Raw genomic sequence first — 21557 nt, 5'->3', positions numbered from 1 at the left:
AATAAATTAATACAATTAGAATAAACGCTGGTTGTTTTGGGTATATAAAGTTTATAAAATTATAAAGTATGATTGTTTTTCTAATAAATTAGTTTAATAAGATACAATAGAATTTTAATTTAAAAAAATATTTGCTTTAGTTTGAAAAAGCGAGTATACTTAAAATATAAGAGGCATTATATTTATATTATTAATAGGTAAAGGTTACCTAAAAAAATTTAAGGAGTAAAGTATGGGAGAAATCAATATCAAAGACAAAACATTAGATGAGTTTTTCGATGCAATTATGATGCTAAATGGTAGAGAAGAGTTACAAAGATTTTTTGAAGACGTTTGCACAATTAGAGAACTTCATTCAATTTCACAAAGATTAGAGGTAGCAAAACTACTAAAAATCAGAAAAACATATAGTGAAATTGAAAAAGATACTGGTGCATCTACTGCTACAATTAGTAGAGTTAATAGATCTTTACAAAGTGGGGCACAGGGCTATGAATTAGTTTTGGATAATTTGATAGCAAAAAACTTGGAAGAAAAAAGAAAAAGAAAACAAAATTAATTTATTATCCGCAAATTAAAGTTTGCGGATATTTTACTATCTTTTAACATTTTGGGTATATAGTAATAAAGAGGTGATTTAATGAAAATTACATTTTTAGGAGCGGCACAAGAAGTAACTGGTTCTTGCTATGTAGTAGAAACTGAAAAACATAAATTTATGGTTGATTGTGGATTGTTTCAAGGCAGCAAAGAATTAGAACAAAAAAACCATGATGAAATAGATTTTAGTGATGTTGAATTCATGCTTTTGACTCATGCACATATTGATCATACTGGAAGAATTCCACTATTATATAAAAATGGATTTAGAAAACCAATTTATTGTACAAAAGCTACAAAAGATTTGGCAGAAATAATGTTGATGGATAGTGCGAAGATTCAAGAAAGTGATGTTGAATGGGAAAATAGAAAAAGACAAAGATCTGGAAAACCTCTTCTCATCCCACTTTATACGACAATTGATGCGATGAGTTGTATTTCATTGTTTAAGGGACGATTTTACGATGAAGTTGTCAAAATAAATGAAGATATACGAGTAATTTTTAGAGATGCTGGTCACATGCTAGGATCATCGAGCCTTGAAATATTTATAACTGAAAACAAAAACACTACTAAAATTATATTTTCTGGAGATATTGGAACTTCAAATAATCCGATTTTAAACAATCCTTATGTTTTATCAGGTTGCGATTATTTGGTTATGGAATCTACTTATGGTAACAGAATTCATGAGCCTTACAAAGAAAGCGTTCATGAATTGATAAATATAATTGAAAAGGTTTCAGCAAAAGGTGGGACAGTGATTATTCCTAGTTTTGCAGTGGGAAGAACTCAGGAGATAATTTATGAGTTGAATAGCTACTATGATTATCAAATTAAGGATCATTATGAAAAGAAAGTTCCGGTATATGTGGATAGCCCGATGGCTCTTGAAGCGACTAAAGCATTTATGGAAAATACTGATTTGTTTAATCAAAAAGCTAAAGATTACATTTCCAGTGGAGATAATGTTTTTGAATTTGAAAACTTGCACTATGTTAAAAATATTGACGAATCTAAAATGCTAAATAGCGTAAAATTCCCAAGAGTTATCATATCTTCAAGTGGAATGGCTACAGCAGGTCGTGTTCGTCACCACTTGAAACACAATTTGTGGGATGAGAAAAATGCTGTAGTATTCGTTGGATATCAAGCTCAAGGTTCACTAGGAAGGATTTTATTGGATGGAGTTGATGAAGTTAAGCTATTTGGTGAAACAATTAAAGTAAACGCCAAAATATTTAATTTAGGTGGATTTTCAGGACATGCCGATCAAAATAATCTGATGGAATTTGTAGATAATATGAAAATAAAACCTAAAAAAATTTTCATCACACATGGCGAAAATGATGGCGCAGAGACTTTATCTAAATTGTTAATAGAAAAGTATAATGTTGAGGCTATTATTCCAGAAATTTATTCAACAGAAGAATTTGAACCTGGAAATTATAATATAGAACAAGAAATATCGACAAATCGTGAAAATAACGATTTGTATGAAGAATTAGAAAAAATAAAGAAAAAAATAGATAGATTGTATGAAAACAAAGAATTGTTTGACCACAAAAACATGGATTCTGAAGAATATAATCAACTTAACAATCAAATTTTAGATTTAAAGAATAAAGTTATGACGATAAACATGATAACTGGAGAATAATTTTAAATATTGTATCACTTTTATAGCTTGGAGAATATATGGAAAAATATTTTTATCATGGAAAAAATGAAACAGATGTTTATTTATTTCATGAAGGAAACAACAATAATTTGTATAAATTTTTAGGATCACATATTTATACGGATGATATTGGGACCTACACCAGATTTTTGGTGTGGGCTCCTAATGCAAAAAATGTAAATTTGGTTGGAGATTTCAATAATTGGAACGACTATTCACTTCCGCTTAGAAAATTACAAGATGGAGAAATTTGGGAGATATGCATTAGAAATGTAAAAATATTTGATTCATATAAGTACAGAATAGTCACTCAGGATTCAGATGTTTTGTATAAAGCTGATCCTTTTGCATTTCATAGCGAATTAAGACCGAAAACTGCTAGCAAAGTTTATGATATTGAAGGCTATAAATGGAATGATAAAAAGTGGCTTAAAAAAAGAGAAAAAACAGATAAATTTAATAGTCCTATGAGTATCTATGAGATAAATCTTTCTTCATGGAGAAAACATGGTGAAAATTATCTGTCTTATGTTCAACTATCAGATGAATTGGTAGCTTATCTCAAAGAAATGAATTACACTCATGTTGAGTTTATGCCATTAATGGAGCATCCTTTTGATGGCTCGTGGGGATATCAACTTACGGGATTTTTTGCAGCGACTTCTAGGTTTGGATGTCCAAAAGATTTGATGTATTTGATTGACAAATTACACCAAAACGACATTGGAGTTATCATGGATTGGGTTCCAGCTCATTTTTGCAAAGATGATTTTGGCCTTAGAAAATTTGACGGAAGTAATTTATTCGAAAAAACAGATCAATATTTAGCTGACAACGATCAATGGGGAACGTTGAACTTTGACTTTTCAAAAAAAGAAGTTGTAAATTTCCTTATATCTTCTGCGTTATTTTGGTTCAAGTACTATCACTTGGATGGGCTAAGAGTTGACGCAGTGGCTTATATGATTTACTTAAATTTCTCTGGAAAAGACATCCGTAACGAAGATGGTGGATACGAAAACAAAGAGGCAATTGAATTTATCAAAAAATTAAATAATACAATTAAACAAGAGTTCCCTAGTGTTTTTGTCATTGCGGAAGAATCGACTGCTTGGCCAAATGTAACAAAGCCAGTAAAAGAAAATGGTCTTGGTTTTGATTTTAAGTGGAATATGGGTTGGATGAATGATATCATAAAATACATGAAAATGGATCCTCTGTTTAGAAAAGATCACCATAACTTACTAACTTTTTCGATAATGTATGCATTTAATGAAAATTACATTTTGCCATTTAGCCATGATGAAGTTGTTCATATGAAAAACTCGATGATTGGAAAAATGCCAGGAACTTACGATCAGAAATTTGATCAAATAAGACTTTTGTATTCGTTCATGTTTGCACATCCTGGTAAGAAACTTTTGTTTATGGGTAATGATATAGGCCAATTTGATGAGTGGAATGAGTATAAAGAAATCACATGGGAAGTTTTGGAATACGAAAAACATCAAAAACTTAAATATTTCATGAAAGATTTGAATAAATTCTACTTAAATAATGATGAATTTTATGATTTGGATACAAGCTATTCTGGTTTTCAATGGGAAGATGTGAATAATACAAATGAATCTTTGATAATTTTTGAGAGAATTAATTCTAAAAATGAAAAAATTTTTTGCATTTTTAATTTCACACCAGTTAGAAGAAAAAAATATCCAGTAGGAGTAGACGAATATGCACTATATTCAGTTGTACTTAATTCTTCGATGAAAAAATACGGTGGAAGTTTACTAAGAAATAAACCTTATTATTCAAAAAATAAAGAACATAACGACAGAAAATTTTCTATTACGGTTGATATAGAACCATTTTCTGCAATGTTTATTAAATTGAACAAACTTAGATGTATCAATAAAAATTAGGAGGACTTATGAAGGCACGAAATAGAGTAGTAGCTATGCTTTTAGCGGGAGGACAAGGCTCTAGATTAAAAGCTTTGACAAAAAAAGTTGCAAAACCAGCAGTTTCATTTGGTGGAAAATATAGAATAATTGATTTTGCTTTGAGTAATGCTGCAAATTCTGATATAAGAGATGTGGGAATTTTAACACAATACAAACCATTTAAACTTAATTCACATTTAGGTAATGGATCTAGCTGGGATTTATCCAGAAATTCTGGTGGTTTAAGAATTTTGTCACCATTTGCCACAGAAGTTGGCGGTAATTGGTATGAAGGTACGGCAAATTCAATTTACGAAAATATGAATTATTTGGATGAATTAGATGCTGAATATGTTTTAATTTTATCTGGTGACCATATTTATAAAATGGATTACAATGAGATTTTGAAATATCATAAGGATAAAAATAGCGAACTTACAATTGCTGTAATGGAAGTAGATTGGAGTGAAGCTAGCAGATTCGGTATTATGAATACCGATGAAAATGGAAAAATCGTTGAATTTGAAGAAAAACCAAAAAATCCGAAGAGCAACTTAGCTTCGATGGGAATATATATTTTTAATTGGCACACTTTGAAAAAATATTTGATTGAAGATAATAAAGATAAAAATTCTAAACACGATTTTGGAATGAATATAATTCCTAAGATTATAGATGACGGTTTGAATGTTTTTGCTTGGAAGTTTGATGGTTACTGGAAAGATGTGGGAACTGTAAGAAGTTATTGGCAAGCAAACTTGGATTTATTAAATCCTGATAATAAGCTTGATTTATACGATACTAGTTGGAGAATCTACACAAAAAATAGAAATCTTCCTCCTCATTATGTTGATGAATTTGCAGATGTTAAAAAATCATTAATCAATGAAAATTGTTTGATTTATGGAAATGTAAATAATTCTGTATTGTTTTCATCGATAACTGTGGAAAAGAATGCAGAAGTTCATGATTCTGTAATTTTAAGTGATACTGTAATAAAAAAAGGAGCAAAACTTTACAACTGTGTAGTAGCAGAATCCATGACTATTGAAGAAAATCAAGTCATCGGCGAAAAAGACTCCGATAAAATCTTCTTAGTTAGTGAAGATGGAATTGAAGAGTGCTAGGAGGAAATTATGCAAAATTGTATTGGAATTATATATGGTGGAAAAGGTAGACAGGATTTCGGATATTTAACTGATTCTAGACCAGAATATATGCTTCCTTATGGGGCTAGATATAGAATTATAGATATTGCTTTGAGTAACTTTGCAAATAATGAATTTTCAAATGTTGTTTTGTATGGCGGAAAAATCATGAGATCTACTCTAGATCACTTGGGAAATGGTGAAAGTTATGAATTAAATAGAAGAAGAAACGGACTTGTTATTTTCCCTCCGACTTTTGAAAATTCAGGCAAGGAAATTGTCGCTTACAACGAAACAATAGAGTTTTATTTGAGGTCAAAAGAAGATGAGTTGTATTTCTACGATCCTATGGTTATTTTTAGAGAGGATTTTTCAGTATCACACGATAGATTTATCGAGCAAGATTTGGATATACTTTTATTTTGCAAAAAGGTAGATAATGCAACAGGATTATTTATCGGAGAAACAAGACTAAACTTAGATGATAATGGTAACTTGATTAGTATAGGAACTAATCAAGGGATTGATGATGAATTTAATTTGATGACAAATATTGGGTACATGAAAAAATCTGTTTTCTTAAATTTGATTCACGATGCAGCAAAGAATTCAAGTTCCAATGAGTTAATTGATGTTATTATTTCTAATTTAGATAAATTAAAAATCGGCGTGTACATGATAGACGGATATGTTGAAGTTATCAGAAATTTGACGCAATTTTATGATGCAAATTTAAAATTATTAAATGAAGATGTTTACAAAAATGTATTTTTCAAAAATGGATTGCTACTAACAAAATCAAAAGACGAGCCATCTGCTTTGTATGGAGAATCTGCTTGCGTGAAAAATTCATTGATTGCAAACGGAGTCAAAATAAACGGAAAAGTCGAAAACTCAATTATTTTCAGAGGTGTAGAAATTCAAGAAGGGGCAGTTATTAAGAATTCTGTTATTTTTGAGAGGTCAATGATTGAAAAAAATGCTGTTGTTGTAAATACAATTACAGATAAAGGGGTTTTAGTAAAAGAAAATGTAACTGTGGTTGGTAATCCAAATTATCCATACGAATTAAAAAAGAATGCTATATTAGAAGATAAATAGGGGAAGTTAAATGAAGATATTATACTGTGCAGCAGAGGCTGATCCGTTTATAAAAACTGGTGGACTTGCAGATGTAGCTGGAACACTCCCACTAGAAATGAAAAAACAGGGTCATGATGTAAAAGTGGTCATCCCTTTGTACAAATTAATTGATGAAGAATACAAAAAGAAATTTGAATTTGAAGGAAGCTTTTACGTAGACTTGGATTTTAAGCATCATTATGTTGGCGTATTTAAATACATTCATAGAGGTGTTGAATTTTATTTTCTAGATAATGAAGATTATTTCAATAGAGATAATGTTTACGGAGAATATGATGACTGTGAAAGATTCGTGTTTTTCTCAAAAGCTTGTGTCCAACTGTTAAGATATATAGATTTTGATTGTGACATTATCCATTCAAATGATTGGCACACGGCCATGGTTAATGTTTATGCCAGAGACTTTGCAAAAGGGGATCCTTTCTATGAGTCAATTAAAACAGTTTTTACAATTCACAACTTAAAGTATCAAGGTGTTTTCAGTTCCAATTCATTAAGGCAAACAGACTTATCACCGATGTATTTTACCGAAGATGCATTAAAATTCTATGATGCAATTAACTTCATGAAAGGCGCAATAGTTTTCAGTGATAGAGTTACAACTGTTTCCAAAACATATGCCGATGAGATAAAATATTCTTTCTTCGGAGAAGGATTAGATGGAGTTATCAGACAATATCACTATAAAATATCTGGAATTACAAATGGCATTGATACGACAATTTGGAATCCAGAAACAGACAAATATTTATTCAAAAATTATTCGTTGAAAAATATAAAAGACAAGGATGAGAACAAAAAAGCACTACAAAGAATGTACGGTTTAGAAGAAAAAAATGTGCCTGTATTCGCCATGGTGACTAGATTGGTTGAGAACAAAGGACTAGAACTTGTTAGATACATTATGGATGAATTTTTGACGACAGAAGATGTTCAAGTGGTAATTTTGGGAACAGGTGACTATTCTTATGAAGAAATGTTCAAATACTACGAGTGGAAATTCCCAGATAAATTAAAAGCAAATATTTATTATAACAATGAAGAATCACACAAGATATATGCGGGTGCAGATTTCTTAATGATGCCTTCAATATTTGAGCCTTGTGGTATATCACAATTAATCGCTATGAGGTATGGAACAATACCAGTAGTGCGTGAAACTGGAGGTTTGAGGGATACTGTTCAATCATTTAATGAATTTAGCAAAGAAGGTAATGGATTTTCATTTACAAATATCAATGCACATGACTTCTTGTATACATTGAGACGAGCAATATCTTTTTACTACAATGATGATTTTAATATAATCAAAGAAAATGCTATGAATTCTAAAAATGATTGGGAAAAATCTGCGAAAGAATACATCGAACTTTACGAGGAGATCATTAAATGATTGGAATTTCAGAAGATCAACTAAGAAGATTGCTACAAATCAAATTATCATATAATTCGTTGGTTGATCTTCAAGATGCTAATCTCTATGAAATTAGGATTGCGCTAAATGAAGTAATTAAAGAATTGCTTTCTGAAGAACAAACTAATATTAACACTGGAAAATCATCGAGATCATATATTGTATCATTTGAACTAATGGTAGAAAATTTATTTGAAGATTATCTTGAAAAACTCAATATAAAAACTCATTTGCAACATATTTTACAAGAAAAATATGATGATGTTGTAAATATGAATAATGATTTGCACTTAGGACAAAGTTACATTGGAAGATTTTCTGTAGATTTGTTCGAGAAAATCTCAAAACAAGGTAAGTTTTGTAAAGCGTATTCAATTTTTTACAAAAACTCACAGTTCAAACAACAAATAATCGATGAAAACCAAATCGAGACAGTATTCCACGAACCAAAAACAAGCGTAGTTTTTAAAAGATCTACACAATACGATATAGAATTAGATAATAATAAAATAAAATCTCAAATTTATGATATTCCTTATTTAAATGAGAATACTAATTTTATTAGATTATTTGCACCAAAAGCTAACCCGAATCTAAATTATGAAAATTTTATTCGCGGGAGAATTGAGGAGATTTATTCTGAAGAAAATAAAATTGATTCGATACGTCAATTCGTTTACACTCCTGAAGTAGATGAATTCGGGAAATATATTAAATTCTTGCAACAAAAATTTCTATCGGATTCAATAGTGGAAGACGTATTTAATGATGAAATAAAATTTTTCGAAAACTCAGATAAAATTGAACAGCATATTCAAATAAATATTGTTGAAACGAATGTTTCCTTAGTAATAATTTCATTTTTACAAAAACTTTTGGATTTGGGTTATGATTTTGAAAAAGCTTTGAGAAAGTGTAATAAAATTTTCGGATATATCAATATTAATCTGCACAGAGAGTCATTTGAATTAATGGATTTGAGGTATTTGTATCAGTTTGCTGATATAAAAAAGATAATTGAATTAATAAATGGAAATGCTCTTAAAAATGGATATCCAGAAATTATCAAGGAAGATTTCCTAGATTGTTTTAATCTTATAGCTTTCATATCTCACGAAATAATTGTAGGTTCGAATTATCATAAGAAATATTTATTAGAAAGCGAATATATAGATATTGACACAAATATTCAAGATAAAATTGCGATACAAACTTATGGATTTAACGACGATTTATTCAATAATAAGATAGATTGCGATAATTTACATGCTAGCAAACTAAAGTACAAGAAAAAACTTGTCAATAAGTATAATCTGGAAAATATAAATGATAAGAGTATTTTTAATATGCAATTATCTGATTTTCACGAAGGTAAAAGACAAGTTTTAAATGTTTTTTATATCTTGTATTTATATTTAAAATTAAAAGATAATGTGAACACGATCATTACGCCTACGACATTTTTTATTGGCGGTATGAGTTCATTTGATTATTTTTTTTGTAAGAAAACAATAAGTTTGTGTATTGGTTTATCAAATATAATTAATTCAGATAAACTTATTCAAGAAAAAATCAAATTGGTTTTTGTCGAAAACATAATGCTAGACCAATTGCCAGACTTTGCTAAAGCAAGTGATGTTTTCAATTATATTCCTTACAAAAACTTCGATGTTTCAAATACTTATCCCTATGCTTTTATGAATAACGGAGCAATTTTATTAACTAGTAATTCAAATGTTTATGAAAATGTAAATAATTTAAGCGAAAATAACGGAGTGTTCAAATTTGATAAAAAAATCTCTGCAAATACTGAATCTAGTTGTATGAACTTTATATTAGAAAATATAGAAATAATAAAAAATCAAAAAGTTATAGACGAATTTATGGAGATATATAATTTGATTATCAAATATAATGATAGTTTTAATGTAATAAACTCTTTTGACAATTTTGCTGAAGTTAATGAAAAAGTTCAAATAATGTATCTAGATGAAAATTTGTGGAATGATTATATGTTGAAAAATATAGAAATATCGAACAATTTCGGAATTAATTATTTAAAAGATTATTAGGAGTTATAAATGTATGAGTTAGGATTTAATTACAACAAAGAATATACGTTTTTCAAGATTTATGCTCCTAAAATAAATAGAGTAAAGTTATTACTTTATGAAAATTACAATGATGTAAGATACCAATCTGTTAATATGTATAAAAATGGTGAATATTTTGAAGTCAAAGTTGAAGGAGATTTGGATGGAATGTACTACAAATATCAGATTGATGAAAAATTCGAAATTGTGGATCCATTTTGTAAAGCTTCTTCAATTAATAGCTTAAAGTCATGTGTAATAGATTTGAATTCCACAAACCCTGATGGTTTTATTCATGAAGAATACGAAATAGCAAACAAGAATGAAGCTATAATCTACGAATTATCAATAAAAGATTATTCATCTGATATATCGAGTAAAATTAGAGTTGATTATAGAGGAAAATTTTTGGGATTGATAGAGGAAAGTGATGTTTCTGGGATAAATCATTTGAAAGATTTGGGTATAACACATGTTCATTTGATGCCTGTATTTGATTTTGTAGGTGTTGATGAGAGAAATTCAGAAAGATTTTCTGGAGATAATTACAATTGGGGATACAATCCAGAAAATTATAATTGCATCGAAGGGAGCTATTCCACAGAGCCAGAAAATCCAAAGAATAGAATCATTGAATTCAAAAAAATGATTCAAACATTACATGCAAATCATATTGGTGTGATTATGGATGTGGTTTATAATCATACTTTTAGAAACAAAGATCATCCATTTAATTTGATTTATCCACAATTTTATAGACGTGATAAGGATGGAAATTTCACAAATGGATCTGGAGTTGGAAATGAATTAAACACCGAAGATGAATTCGTGAGACAATTTATTATCGATAGCTTATTGTATTTTCAAAAAGAATTTCACATTGATGGTTTCAGATTTGATTTAATGGCTCTAATAGATTCAGAAACAACCAATAAAATCGTAAGTGAACTAAGAAAAAATAATGAAAATGTAATTATTTACGGAGAGCCATGGATGGCAGATGAATCTCCGTTACAGAAAAATAAAAGAACGATTTTTGGTAGTCAAAAAGGAAAGGATTATGCTTTTTTTAATCCTTTTTTCAGAAATGCCATCAAAGGCGATAATGATGACAATTCTACAGGTTTTGTTCAAGAAAATGTAGATAAAATTGGTTTGGAAACAGGAATTTGTGGATCGATTCATTATGATGAAAAAAGACATGGTTTTTGCGAAAATTCTAATGAAACCATTAATTATTTTAATTCACACGATAATTTAATTCTTCAAGATAAATTAATTAAAACAAACGCAGATGTCGTAACTTCCACGAAGCTTTGTTTTGATTTGATAATGCTAAGCCAAGGCATACCGTTCTTTCATTGTGGAAATGAGTTTCTAAGAAGTAAGTCGATGTATAAAAACACTTATAATCTATCACTTAGTATAAATGCAGTTGATTGGAAATTGAAATACGATAACGCTGAAATATACGAATATGTAAAATCGTTGATTGAATTTAGAAAGATGCATCCGGAATTTAACTTGAAAGATGTGAATGAAATTAGAAATAAAATTAAATTTTACAATGTAAATGATTGTTGTATTTGTTTTAGTATTAAAAATAATGGAGGATTTTTGCTGGCTTTTATGAATTCGGGAGAAAGCTTTAAATTTGATTTGAATGATTATTTTGAAGATTTTAACAAATGCACGAAAATTTTTGATGAAAAAATCATTGAAATGGAGGTCAATGATAATGTAATTTTGATTGATAGAAGAAAAAGCGGGGTATATTCTATAAGTATGGAGAAATAATGAATACTAGATATGAACTTAAAGATGTAGATGAAATTTTGAATATTGAAGGTTTTTTCGGTGGAGATCAACAATGGTTTGAAGATATTTTGAATTCGAACTATCTCACTAAAAAGGGCTGTTCTGTAATTGCCATGACAAATTATTTTATCTACATTGCTAATACAAAAAGAGAATATGCCAAGTTAGTTCCAGAAAATCTTTTGGGAAAAAGAATAACTAAAACTAAATATATAAAATTTGCAGATATGCTGTCAACATTTCTGAAGCCTAAAATATACGGCGTACCATTTTTATTCCCTATGAATAACGGAATAAGAAAGTATGCCAAGAAAAATGGAATGAGTCTTGTAGCGCAAAACTACAATTTTACTTGGAAAATCAGAAACATTGTGACATATATAATAGGAGCAATAGCAAATGGCTATCCAGTTTTGATGTTGACATTAAATCACAAAAACCCCGATGTTAAATTTCATTGGGTTACGATAACTGCGATTTATTATGATAATAGTTGGAAAATTGAATGCTCTAATTGGGGAGTAAAGAGAGTTTATGATTTAGAAAAATGGTTTAAGCAAAAATCTTTGTATAAAGGTTTAATTTATTATCAATAGGAGGATTTATGGATTATTTAAAAGTATACAATGAATGGTTAAATGATAAGTCTTATGATGAAGAAACAAGAAATGAATTGGAAGCAATAAAAGATAATGATGAAGAAATAAAAGATAGGTTTTATAAATCATTGGAATTTGGTACTGCTGGATTGAGAGGAAAAATTGGAGCAGGCACTAATAGAATGAACAAGTACAACATCATGAAAACTACACAAGCACTTGCTGATACTATCAAAAATTACGGAGATGAAGCTTTGAAAAGAGGCGTTAGCATTAGCTACGATGTTAGAAAATTTTCAAAAGAATTTGCAGAAATCTCCGCAAATGTACTTGCATCTAATGGAATAAAAGTTTATTTGTCGGATGATATAAGACCAACTCCAATGTTGTCGTACTCTATTAGAAAATTTAATTGCATTTCTGGAATTATGATTACTGCTTCTCACAATCCAAAAGAATACAATGGATACAAGGCTTATTGGGAAGAAGGTAGCCAAATTCTTGAAGATAAGGCTGATGAAATTTTGAGTAATTTGGACAAAATCAAAAGTTTTACAGAAGTTAAGATAGGAGATTTTGAAAAATTAATAGCTGAAGGTAAAATACAATATTTTGGAGAGAATTTGGACAAAGATTATTTTGAAGATGTTCTAAGTCTTACAATTAATGATGACAACATTGATAAAGATGTGAAAATTGTTTATACTCCATTGAACGGAACTGGAAATAGATTCGTAAGACATATTTTAGATGTTAGAGGATTCAAAAATGTTTACGTTGTAAAAGAACAAGAAAATCCTGACAGCAATTTTACGACTGTTCCTTACCCAAATCCTGAAAATCCAGAAGCATTTGAATATGCAATTAATTTGGGAAAAGAAGTTGGAGCTGATTTGCTATTAGCAACTGATCCAGATGCAGATAGAACTGCTGTCGAAGTTTTAAGTAACGGAGAATATGTTTTCTTAGATGGCAATAAAATCGGAGCTTTGTTGACAAACTACATTTTGAGCCAAAGATATGAAAAACATGATTTGCCAGAAAACCCTGCAGTTGTTAAATCAATTGTAACGGGTGATTTATCATCTAAAATCGCCAAAAAATACGGCGTTGAAATGATTGAAACTTTAACTGGATTTAAAAATGTTTGCGGAAAAGCTAATGAATACGAAAAAACTGGAGAAAAGTCTTGGGTATTTGGCTACGAAGAAAGTATTGGTTATTCTTATGGAACATTTGTAAGAGATAAAGATGCAGTAAGTTCTTCAATGATGATTTCAGAAATGTTAGCTTATTACAAGACACAAGGAAAAACTTTGATCGATGTTTTAAATGATTTATATAAGGAATTTGGATATCACGAAAATTCACTATCTTCCGTTGTTTTAGAAGGATTGGATGGTCAAGAAAAAATCGGAAGAATCATGGAAGAATTCAGACACAATCCAATTAGTGAAATAGGTTCTACAAAATTAGTTGAAACAAAAGATTACGATGTAAATTTTGAAGATTATGGAACTCCAAGATCAAATGTTTTAAAATATTATTATGATGATGGATCATGGTATGCGCTACGTCCTTCTGGAACTGAACCAAAAATTAAATTATATATTTATTCTGTTGCAGATTCAAAAGAAAAAGCTGAACAAAAAGTTTTGGATATTGAAAAAATAGCAAAAGAAAAAATGATGAATGTTAAGTAACTTTATAATATCACTTATTCTATATTTGAGAGTAAGTGATATTTTTTAATTGGCAAATATTGTGATTTTTTGATATTGTATGTATAATATATTTATTAAATTTTAGGAGATATAAATGAGAAAACTTGAAGAGAGAATAATGAAAGACGGTTTGGTATTACCGGGAAATATACTGAAGGTAGACAGGTTCATTAATCATATGATTGATCCTGTTCTTTTTGAAGATTTGGCAAATGAATTTTACGAAAAATTTAAGGATAAAAAAATCAATAAAATACTTACAATAGAAGTCAGTGGAATTGCAATAGCATATGCATGTGGTATTAGATTTAATTGCCCAGTTGTTTTTGCAAAGAAAACAAGCTCAAAAACGTTGGGCGACAATTGCTACAGAACAGAAGTTTTTAGTTTTACAAAAAACAGAAGCTATGAAGTAATGGTTTCAAAAGAATACTTAGATGAAAAAGATCATGTTTTATTGATAGATGATTTTCTTGCAAATGGTAAAGCTTTGGAAGGTTTGATCGATATTTGCTCACAAGCAAATGCAACTGTTGAAGGAATTGGAATTCTAATCGAAAAAGTTTTTCAAAAAGGTGGAGAAAATCTAAGAAGACAAGGATACACCATAGAATCATTGGCAAGAATCAAAGGATTTACTGACGATTCTGTTATATTTGAAGATTAATTTTGACAAATTGTAACTTTATTATTCATTTATTAAGTTCAAAATGTGATATATTATATTAGGATAAAAATGAGAAAGGATGGAATTCTATGAAATACATTATTGACATATTAGATGCATTCTTTTCTATACAAATTACTCCGAATTTAAAATTATATAATTTAATTTCTATGTTTTTTAAATATTTGTTTGTAATAATCATTTATTATTTTATTTTCAATATAATCAAGATGATTTATTTGGATATAAAAGGAACAAACAATATGAATTACAGTTCAAATACGTATTTAAAACTTATTAATAGAAAAGAAAATTTGCCTTTTAAAATACAAGAGCATTATTTTATAGGAAGAACTGCCACTATAGGAAGAGATGATAGCAATCAAGTTGCATTGAAGGATAGGTTTATCTCTAAGAGACATGCACGTATTTATAAAGAAAAAAATAATTATTATATTGAGGATTTGAATTCTGCTAATGGAACTTTTTTGAATGGAAATAAACTGATTAATTCTGCTAGACTAAACGACAAAGACTTAATAGATATTGGACAAATTGAATTCATGTTTGTAAATGGTGACAAAGATGCAAACTAAACGTAAACAAAATAGCAGATTCAAAGAATTTATCGATAACTTAAAGCCAATGCGTGTTAATGGTAGGATGATTAAGCCAGTTTATTTAATACTTTTGTTTAACATATTTGGCTTTTTTCTTGCTTTAGGATCAAACGAAAAAGGATTAGATACAAAAGCACTAGCTTACTTTTTGTTTGCTACGATTTTAATGTTTTTAGCAAATAAATACGTAACAAAAATCACTAGGGGAGACGGATATATATTACAAATTGCATGTATGCTTTTTAGTATAGGTATAATCGTTATTTACAGACTTAATCCCCACGAAGGATTAAAACAAATAATGTGGTTCACAATTGGAATACTGTTGTTTTTTGGAACTTTTTTTATTTTGAAAAGTTATAAAAAATGGTACAAATTTACTGCACTTTATTTGATTGGTTGTATAGTAATGTTTTTAATGACGCTACTACTTGCAGAAGATAAATATGGTGCTAGAAACTGGATAAGTATTTTTGGTATTGGTTTTCAACCATCTGAAATCACTAAAATATTGTACGTATTTTTCTTAGCAAGTTATGATTATAATACTGATTTATTGGACAGAATAAATTTAGATTCAGCAAAAAAATACAAGAAATACATTCCAATAATCAAAAGATACTTTCTAATGATTGTCGTGTATTTTTTTATAGGATTGTTTTTCTTGCAAAAAGATTTGGGAACAGCGATGATTTTTTACGGATTATTTTTAGTTTACCAAATTGTTAATCAAGAAGACATCAGATTAATTATATTGAACTTACTAATCGCTATAGTTGGAGCAGTGGCTGCGTATATGCTTTTTTCTCATATAAGAATAAGAGTGTCTACATGGCTTGATCCATGGAAGAATATTGACGGAATAGGATATCAAATCACGCAAGCTTTATTCGCAATAGCAAGTGGAGGATTTTTTGGGACTGGACTTGGATTAGGAAGGCCTGATGTAGTTCCTGTTGTCACAAGTGATTTTATTTTCGCAGCAATTTGCGAAGAAATGGGAACTTTCACAGGAATGGGTGTAATAATGTTGTTTTTGATTTTGATATATAGAGGAATGAAAATTTCGTTGTATCAATCAAATAAGTTCTACAAAATTGTTGCCCTTGGAATTTCTGTTATTTTTGCAATTCAAGGTCTTGTTATGTTCGGTGGAGTTATGAAATTGGTTCCTTTGACAGGAATCACAATACCGTTTGTAAGTTATGGTGGTACTTCAATGGCGATGTCATTTATTTGCTTGGCGATTTTACAATTCTGCTCAACTGATCAAGGAGAGGAAGATATTTATGCAAAATAAAATGAACAAAAGAATTATAGTGGTTTTATCTTTCTTGATGACTTTGTTTGTGCTATTGGTTTTGTATTTGACTTATTTCCAAATAGTAAAAGCAGATAAAATAGCAAACAATGAATACAATAAAAGATTATGGGTAGATGAAGATAAGGTTGAGCGTGGAACTATCTATGACAGAGATAAAAATGTTTTGGTAGAAACTAAGAAAGATTCAGCTGGAAAAAATTATAGATTTTTTGATTATGCTGATATTTATGGAAATATTACAGGATATAACTCAAAAACTTACGGTACAGCTGGTCTTGAAAAATCTTATATGAAAGAATTGTTGAATATTAACAAAGACACTCCTTTATCACAATTGAGAAATATAGTAAGTTCAAATAATAAAGGTAACGATCTTGTATTGACAACAAATTCTACTTTACAAAAACTTGCCTACAATTTGCTAGATGGAAAGAAAGGTTCAATCGTAATGATGAATCCGACTACTGGAGAAGTTTACGTAATGGCGACTTGCCCATCCTATAATCCAAATGAAGTATCTTCACAATGGCAAGAACTTTTGAACAGGGAGTCTTCTCCATTATTAAATCGTGCAACACAAGGTATGTATACTCCAGGATCTGTTTTTAAAATAATAACTGGTAATGCAATATTGGAAAACGAAGATAAAGTTGACAAAGTTGTTGAGGATAACACGGGTACAATTGAATTTAATAAATACACTATTTCAAATAACAATGGAGCTGTGTATGGGGAGACTGATTTAAGAAAGGCTCTTGTAAAATCATCAAATGTTTATTTTGCATCTCAAGGTGTAAAATTGGGCAATAAAATTTTGCAAGAAAATACTTCGAAATTTATGATTGGTAAGAAAATTCCTTTTGATTTGCCTGTTGCAGTGAGCGTCAATGGATATATGAAAACAAAAAGTAATGCAGATATTGCAACAACAAGTTTTGGACAAGGAGAAACCTTGGTAACGCCATTGAATATGGCGATGGCTATGAGTGCTGTTGCTAATAATGGACAAATGTTGAAGCCATACTTGGTTAGTCAAATAATAGATTCTGAAGGAAAAGTTGTTAAAGAAACTAAGCCTGAATTATTATCTGAAATTGGTAATAAAAAAAATATGGAAATATTAAAAGATTATTTGAGATCGACTGCAGAAAGCTACGATACATTAAATGTGAGTACTTCTGTGATTGCAAAATCAGGTACAGCAGAAATTAAGGATAAAACAAGTACACATGCTTGGTTTGTTGCAGCTGCACCTGCCAAGAAACCTAAATTTGCTATAGCAGTAATCTTGGAAGATGATAACTCTTACGGTGTAAAAACTGCAGGACCTATAGCTTCAAAAATGCTTAACGCAGCAATTAATGAATTGGGTTTAGAAAAATAAAAAAACATGGATAGCTTTGATAATTCATTGCAATCCATGTTTTTCTTTTTATAAGAATTTGTCTTTGATATTTAACCAATACCAGTCTTTTAAGAAAACTAATTTGTTGATATATTGATCAGAATAAGTGAAATTTACATAATCTACATTATCATAGCTTCTGTTCAATCCGTCTGCCAAAACTATGGAACTTTTTCTGTCAAAATTGTGGTCTCTAAAATACAATGTAACATTACTTTTCGATGGAACTACAAGAGAATTCAAAAGTGAACGATAAGCTTTCGAATTAATTGGAGCTAGTGGAGTCACTTGGAAACCATCTAGACCATGATACAAAACAGATCCACCCGCTGAGAAGTTATATGCAGTTGACCCAGAAGGAGTGGAGACTATTATTCCATCTCCAGCAAATGATTCTAAGTGATTATCATCGATGTATACATCCAAATATACAATAGAGGAGTCATCGCTTTTTACTACGAACTCGTTAAGTGCTTTGTGTGTATAAGTTTTGCTGCTATTTCTGATTGCGGTTTTTGATTCTAGTAAAGAAATTTTTTCAATTCCATAATTTTCATTGATTAAATCTGAAATAAATTTGTCGATATTTGGAATTAAAATTTCTTGATAAAATCCAAGATGTCCTGTATTTATTCCAACGAAAGGAATTGTTGAAAACTCGTATTTATGAACAGCTCTTAAAAAAGCACCATCCCCGCCAATGCATAGATTAATTAGTGCATTTTCGTCAAAATCAAATGTAGGTTTGAATCCTTTCTGTTCTAATTTATCTTTGACAATCAGCGCTGTTTCCAGCGATTTTTGGTTATCGTTTACATATATATTTATAATTTTGCTGTTATTGTTCATTTATTCTAAAAGCTCCTAATATTTGTTATAATTTTATTATACCAAATAACTGGAGATTTAAACAATGAGACAAATTAGTTTTAATGTAGATAAAAAAATAAGATTAGATGAATTTTTGAAAAAAAATCACATTTCCCATAATTTATTCATCAGTATTTACAAAGACGATATTTTTATAAATGGGAAACATGCTAAGAGAAACTCTAAGTTAGAAAAAGGAGATATTGTAACTATCAATCTTAGGGATGAAGAAAACAAATATGAGCCAATTAACATGGACATCGAAGTTCTTTATGAAGATGATGATATTTTCGTATTAAATAAACCTGACAAGCTAACTATGAATAAAGATGGAGAAAAAAGCTTGGCAAATTTCGTGTCTTATTTGTTTGAACAAAGAAATATTAAGCAGAAAGTTAGATTTATAAATAGATTGGATCAAGACACATCAGGTGTTGTAATGGTTGCGAAAAACAAAATAGCACAAGCATATTATCAAAAAAACTCATTTAAGAAAAAATATTTGGCGATTGTTAAAGGAAATCCTAAAGACCAAAAGATAGAATTGAATTTGAAACGAGATGGAATTAAAACAGAAATTGATGAAAATGGGAAAAAGAGCGTGACAATTTTGGAAAATTTGAAAAATTATGGCGATTATTCATTGGTAAGTTTAGAGCTATTAACAGGAAGAACTCATCAGATAAGAGTTAGCATGGAATATATCAATTGTCCAATAGTTGCAGATAGCTTGTATGGAGAAAAAATTGAAAATTTTACCCAAATGCTTCACGCTAATGAAATAGAATTTGTGGATATGAAAGGGGAGTACCATAATATTACGACAAATCTTCCACAGAGATTCAAAGATTATTTGAAAGAATAACTTCCCTTGAAAACAATTTTACGTTGTAGTATAATTAAATTAACCTCAGAAGAGGAACCCTGAAAAATTAAACCGACACACTCTATAAGGGATGACGGACGTTTGATAATTGATGACGAGCCCTCCTTGAAGGGATGCCAGATGTTTGATACAGTCAACCCACCTTCACATACTGAAGGTCATTAATTGATTAGGGTCTTCTGAGGATATTTTGTGAATAAAAGCGATTTCGCTTATTAGCATGGGAAAAATCTCATGCTTTTTTATTATGCATTTAATTTTAGGTTATCTATTCACTTAAGTAGCATGAAAATGTATAATATATGATAGATAAGGTGAGTGATATTATGAAAGATTCTAATTTAAAAAAGTGCCCAAATTGTAATTCATTTGTAGGCAATGAAGATAGATTTTGTAGAGTATGTGGTCATGATTTTTCAAAAGATGATGATTATTCTTCTGAAGGCAAAACATTCGAAGATTTTTTGTTAGAAGCTTCTAAATTTAGAAACGAAACTCAAAACCATAAGCTTGGATTAACAGAAAATGAAGAATTTTTAAATTCTTATGAAGAAAATCATTCTAATGAGAAGAATAATTATCATGAGAATAAATACTCAAATCAAGACACTACAGACAGGTTAAATGTTGTAAATATTGAATCAGAATCCTTGAAAGAAGAAAGAAAAAAAGCATATCAAGAAACAAACAACGATTATGAAGATTACTATGATTATTACGATTACGATGATGATAAGTCACCTATAATTAAAAAAATTATCTTGTCAGTTATTGGAATAGCTTTATTAATTGGTATTGTATTTGGAATCAAATACATAAAACCAATGTTTCAAGAAAAATTAGCAGAAAGAACCATCACTGCAGAATCTGTAAAAGCTAAATTCATACAATCTGTGCAATCAAAATCATCAGAACAAATGATAAGCGTTGTTCAATCTTCAAACCAATCTATACCTTTTAAAAACAAAGATGCAGAAGAATTTATAAACGAAATAAATTCTAATCCAGAGCATCAAGCGACTATTTTGAAATGGTTAGAGGATGATGAAGCAAAATTAAAATCAAATAAATCATACAAAAGTACTAATCCAATAAAGATGGTTAAAGGAAATGATGGATATAAAATTTTGATAGATCCAATCAAACTTACAATAGAAAATCCAATAAATGCAAAGTTGAGTGTAGAAAATGCATCGGAATATGCATTTGCTGGAAAGAAAGTTTTAGTAATTGAATCAAATGATTTAACTTTGAGACAAAATTTTGATTTGTCATTTTTCTCTAAGAATAATACTATTAATTGGGACACGGTAGATATCAGTAAATCTCTTCCTGATTTTGATGTAACAAGTGGGGATAAAAATTACGAAATCAGAAAAACAATTGATGAAGACTGTCTTGTATATGTAAATGATAAAAACACAGGACTTACTACAGATAATTTTAATGATAGAGGTAAAAAAAATCTAACAGAAGATCAAGATTTTGTGAGAATTGTAGCCAAAGGGAAAAATGGACTATTAAAATCTCCTAAACAAACTGTTGGTTGGGAAACTTGGGTTAGATTGTATTTAAAAGACTAAATTATAATTATTTTATTAAAATGATTGAGCATTTTAATA

At 29.4% G+C, this 21557-nt stretch carries 17 protein-coding genes; 16 read left to right on the top strand and 1 reads right to left on the bottom strand.

Going from position 1 to position 21557, the window contains the following annotated elements; genetic code table 11:
* The first annotated feature begins 232 nt into the window (after window positions 1-232).
* The 14 genes from FMG_RS05505 (at window position 233) to FMG_RS05440 (ending at window position 18158) form a co-directional block, all read left to right on the top strand.
* Entirely contained in the window at window positions 233-559 is a 327-nt protein-coding gene (locus tag FMG_RS05505) for a YerC/YecD family TrpR-related protein (protein ID WP_002837684.1), read from the top strand.
* An 81-nt stretch (window positions 560-640) separates the two neighbouring features.
* On the top strand, window positions 641-2260 hold the full coding sequence (locus tag FMG_RS05500) for an MBL fold metallo-hydrolase RNA specificity domain-containing protein (RefSeq protein WP_012290791.1): 1620 nt from the start codon (window positions 641-643) through the stop codon (window positions 2258-2260).
* A 38-nt stretch (window positions 2261-2298) separates the two neighbouring features.
* Window positions 2299-4203 carry a 1,4-alpha-glucan branching protein GlgB gene (gene glgB, locus FMG_RS05495; RefSeq protein ID WP_012290790.1) on the top strand — a complete coding sequence of 635 codons (1905 nt, stop codon included), beginning with the start codon at window positions 2299-2301 and terminating at the stop codon, window positions 4201-4203.
* 8 nt (window positions 4204-4211) lie between these two features.
* Window positions 4212-5351: a glucose-1-phosphate adenylyltransferase gene (locus tag FMG_RS05490; RefSeq protein ID WP_002840325.1), complete on the top strand. Its 1140-nt coding sequence runs from the start codon at window positions 4212-4214 to the stop codon at window positions 5349-5351.
* A 9-nt stretch (window positions 5352-5360) separates the two neighbouring features.
* The gene (gene glgD / locus FMG_RS05485) at window positions 5361-6473 is read left to right on the top strand and encodes a glucose-1-phosphate adenylyltransferase subunit GlgD (RefSeq protein WP_002842116.1); all 1113 of its coding nucleotides are present in this window, start codon (window positions 5361-5363) and stop codon (window positions 6471-6473) included.
* Between the two features lie 10 nt (window positions 6474-6483).
* Window positions 6484-7908: a glycogen synthase GlgA gene (gene glgA, locus FMG_RS05480; RefSeq protein WP_002840260.1), complete on the top strand. Its 1425-nt coding sequence runs from the start codon at window positions 6484-6486 to the stop codon at window positions 7906-7908.
* Entirely contained in the window at window positions 7905-10001 is a 2097-nt protein-coding gene (locus tag FMG_RS05475; protein WP_012290789.1) for a glycogen/starch/alpha-glucan phosphorylase, read from the top strand. Before glgA ends, FMG_RS05475 begins: the two co-directional genes overlap by 4 nt.
* 9 nt (window positions 10002-10010) lie before the next feature.
* Entirely contained in the window at window positions 10011-11819 is a 1809-nt protein-coding gene (pulA, locus tag FMG_RS05470) for a type I pullulanase (protein ID WP_012290788.1), read from the top strand.
* Entirely contained in the window at window positions 11819-12436 is a 618-nt protein-coding gene (locus FMG_RS05465) for a hypothetical protein (protein WP_012290787.1), read from the top strand. The genes pulA and FMG_RS05465 overlap by 1 nt, the downstream gene beginning before the upstream one ends.
* 8 nt (window positions 12437-12444) lie before the next feature.
* Window positions 12445-14142 carry a phospho-sugar mutase gene (locus tag FMG_RS05460; RefSeq protein ID WP_012290786.1) on the top strand — a complete coding sequence of 566 codons (1698 nt, stop codon included), beginning with the start codon at window positions 12445-12447 and terminating at the stop codon, window positions 14140-14142.
* Window positions 14143-14257: 115 nt separating this feature from the next.
* On the top strand, window positions 14258-14830 hold the full coding sequence (locus tag FMG_RS05455; protein ID WP_002842196.1) for a xanthine phosphoribosyltransferase: 573 nt from the start codon (window positions 14258-14260) through the stop codon (window positions 14828-14830).
* Between the two features lie 89 nt (window positions 14831-14919).
* A complete protein-coding gene (locus FMG_RS05450; RefSeq protein ID WP_002837647.1) occupies window positions 14920-15426 on the top strand; it encodes an FHA domain-containing protein in 507 nt (168 codons plus the stop codon).
* A complete protein-coding gene (locus tag FMG_RS05445) occupies window positions 15416-16750 on the top strand; it encodes an FtsW/RodA/SpoVE family cell cycle protein (RefSeq protein ID WP_012290785.1) in 1335 nt (444 codons plus the stop codon). The genes FMG_RS05450 and FMG_RS05445 overlap by 11 nt, the downstream gene beginning before the upstream one ends.
* On the top strand, window positions 16740-18158 hold the full coding sequence (locus FMG_RS05440; RefSeq protein WP_012290784.1) for a peptidoglycan D,D-transpeptidase FtsI family protein: 1419 nt from the start codon (window positions 16740-16742) through the stop codon (window positions 18156-18158). The genes FMG_RS05445 and FMG_RS05440 overlap by 11 nt, the downstream gene beginning before the upstream one ends.
* A 48-nt stretch (window positions 18159-18206) precedes the next feature.
* On the opposite strand, the gene FMG_RS05435 is transcribed toward FMG_RS05440, so the two are convergent.
* Entirely contained in the window at window positions 18207-19028 is an 822-nt protein-coding gene (locus FMG_RS05435; protein WP_002837640.1) for an NAD(+)/NADH kinase, read from the bottom strand.
* Between the two features lie 64 nt (window positions 19029-19092).
* On the opposite strand from FMG_RS05435, the gene FMG_RS05430 reads away from it, so the two are divergent.
* Together FMG_RS05430 and FMG_RS05425 are read left to right on the top strand one after the other, a co-directional pair.
* Window positions 19093-19914 (top strand): RluA family pseudouridine synthase, encoded by an 822-nt coding sequence (locus FMG_RS05430; RefSeq protein ID WP_012290783.1) that lies wholly within the window; start codon window positions 19093-19095, stop codon window positions 19912-19914.
* A 347-nt stretch (window positions 19915-20261) separates the two neighbouring features.
* Window positions 20262-21518 (top strand): zinc ribbon domain-containing protein, encoded by a 1257-nt coding sequence (locus FMG_RS05425; RefSeq protein ID WP_012290782.1) that lies wholly within the window; start codon window positions 20262-20264, stop codon window positions 21516-21518.
* Window positions 21519-21557: the final 39 nt, after the last annotated feature.

Source organism: Finegoldia magna ATCC 29328, assembly GCF_000010185.1.
In the GTDB taxonomy this organism is placed as follows: Bacteria; Bacillota; Clostridia; order Tissierellales; family Peptoniphilaceae; genus Finegoldia; species Finegoldia magna_H.
The sequence above is the reverse complement of the archived record's forward strand: the minus strand, read 5'-3'. Positions and strand labels throughout refer to the sequence as shown.

Coding starts and splice junctions, on each gene's coding strand:
- FMG_RS05440 (WP_012290784.1), top strand. CDS start 16,740: ATGCAAAATAAAATGAACAAAAGAATTATAGTGGTTTTATCTTTCTTG.
- FMG_RS05455 (WP_002842196.1), top strand. CDS start 14,258: ATGAGAAAACTTGAAGAGAGAATAATGAAAGACGGTTTGGTATTACCG.
- glgB (WP_012290790.1), top strand. CDS start 2,299: ATGGAAAAATATTTTTATCATGGAAAAAATGAAACAGATGTTTATTTA.
- FMG_RS05450 (WP_002837647.1), top strand. CDS start 14,920: ATGAAATACATTATTGACATATTAGATGCATTCTTTTCTATACAAATT.
- glgD (WP_002842116.1), top strand. CDS start 5,361: ATGCAAAATTGTATTGGAATTATATATGGTGGAAAAGGTAGACAGGAT.
- FMG_RS05425 (WP_012290782.1), top strand. CDS start 20,262: ATGAAAGATTCTAATTTAAAAAAGTGCCCAAATTGTAATTCATTTGTA.
- glgA (WP_002840260.1), top strand. CDS start 6,484: ATGAAGATATTATACTGTGCAGCAGAGGCTGATCCGTTTATAAAAACT.
- FMG_RS05490 (WP_002840325.1), top strand. CDS start 4,212: ATGAAGGCACGAAATAGAGTAGTAGCTATGCTTTTAGCGGGAGGACAA.
- FMG_RS05505 (WP_002837684.1), top strand. CDS start 233: ATGGGAGAAATCAATATCAAAGACAAAACATTAGATGAGTTTTTCGAT.
- pulA (WP_012290788.1), top strand. CDS start 10,011: ATGTATGAGTTAGGATTTAATTACAACAAAGAATATACGTTTTTCAAG.
- FMG_RS05445 (WP_012290785.1), top strand. CDS start 15,416: ATGCAAACTAAACGTAAACAAAATAGCAGATTCAAAGAATTTATCGAT.
- FMG_RS05460 (WP_012290786.1), top strand. CDS start 12,445: ATGGATTATTTAAAAGTATACAATGAATGGTTAAATGATAAGTCTTAT.
- FMG_RS05475 (WP_012290789.1), top strand. CDS start 7,905: ATGATTGGAATTTCAGAAGATCAACTAAGAAGATTGCTACAAATCAAA.
- FMG_RS05465 (WP_012290787.1), top strand. CDS start 11,819: ATGAATACTAGATATGAACTTAAAGATGTAGATGAAATTTTGAATATT.
- FMG_RS05435 (WP_002837640.1), bottom strand. CDS start 19,028: ATGAACAATAACAGCAAAATTATAAATATATATGTAAACGATAACCAA.
- FMG_RS05500 (WP_012290791.1), top strand. CDS start 641: ATGAAAATTACATTTTTAGGAGCGGCACAAGAAGTAACTGGTTCTTGC.
- FMG_RS05430 (WP_012290783.1), top strand. CDS start 19,093: ATGAGACAAATTAGTTTTAATGTAGATAAAAAAATAAGATTAGATGAA.